Origin of the sequence: Vibrio sp. 10N.222.49.C9 (assembly GCF_041474985.1) — a bacterium.
Lineage (GTDB): Bacteria > Pseudomonadota > Gammaproteobacteria > Enterobacterales > Vibrionaceae > Vibrio > Vibrio crassostreae_C.
This window is the reverse complement of record NZ_JBFRVD010000692.1, coordinates 1-549: the sequence shown is the minus strand read 5'-3', so window position 1 is coordinate 549 and position 549 is coordinate 1. Positions and strand designations below refer to the sequence as shown.

The window sequence follows — 549 nt, the reverse complement described above, 5'->3', positions numbered from 1 at the left end:
CGTTAGTGTTATGATCTTAAACAGTGGAAAAAAACAGCTCGACCTATCTTCACCGCAGATCATGGGCATACTTAACGTAACCCCTGATTCCTTCTCCGATGGTGGCCAATACAACCGAATTGATGATGCTTTAGCTCAATCTCGAAAGATGATTGCGGCGGGAGCAACCATTATTGATATCGGTGGTGAGTCAACAAGACCGGGTGCACCAGAGGTAGAGTTGCAGCAAGAGCTAGAACGCGTCATTCCCGTAATCAAAGCACTTCGCGCTGAGTCTGATGTGTGGATATCCATCGATACCAGTAAAGCTGAGGTGATGCGCCAAGCTACCGAAGCTGGAGCTGACTTGATCAATGATGTGCGAGCACTGCAAGAGCCTGGAGCACTGCAAGTGGCTGCTGACTCTGGAGTGCCCATCTGCCTTATGCATATGCAAGGGCAACCGAGAACAATGCAGGCCAATCCGCACTATGATGACCTTATCTCTGAGGTGGAGCAGTTCTTAGCAGAGCGCATTAAGGCGTGCGAAGCTGTGGGAATAAGCAAAGA

General features: G+C 49.5%; 1 protein-coding gene. It reads left to right on the top strand.

From position 1 onward, the window contains the following. Positions 1–10: 10 nt before the first annotated feature. Positions 11–549 (top strand): dihydropteroate synthase (folP, locus tag AB4585_RS25110; RefSeq protein WP_372171475.1); only part of this gene is annotated, 539 nt, incomplete at its 3' end.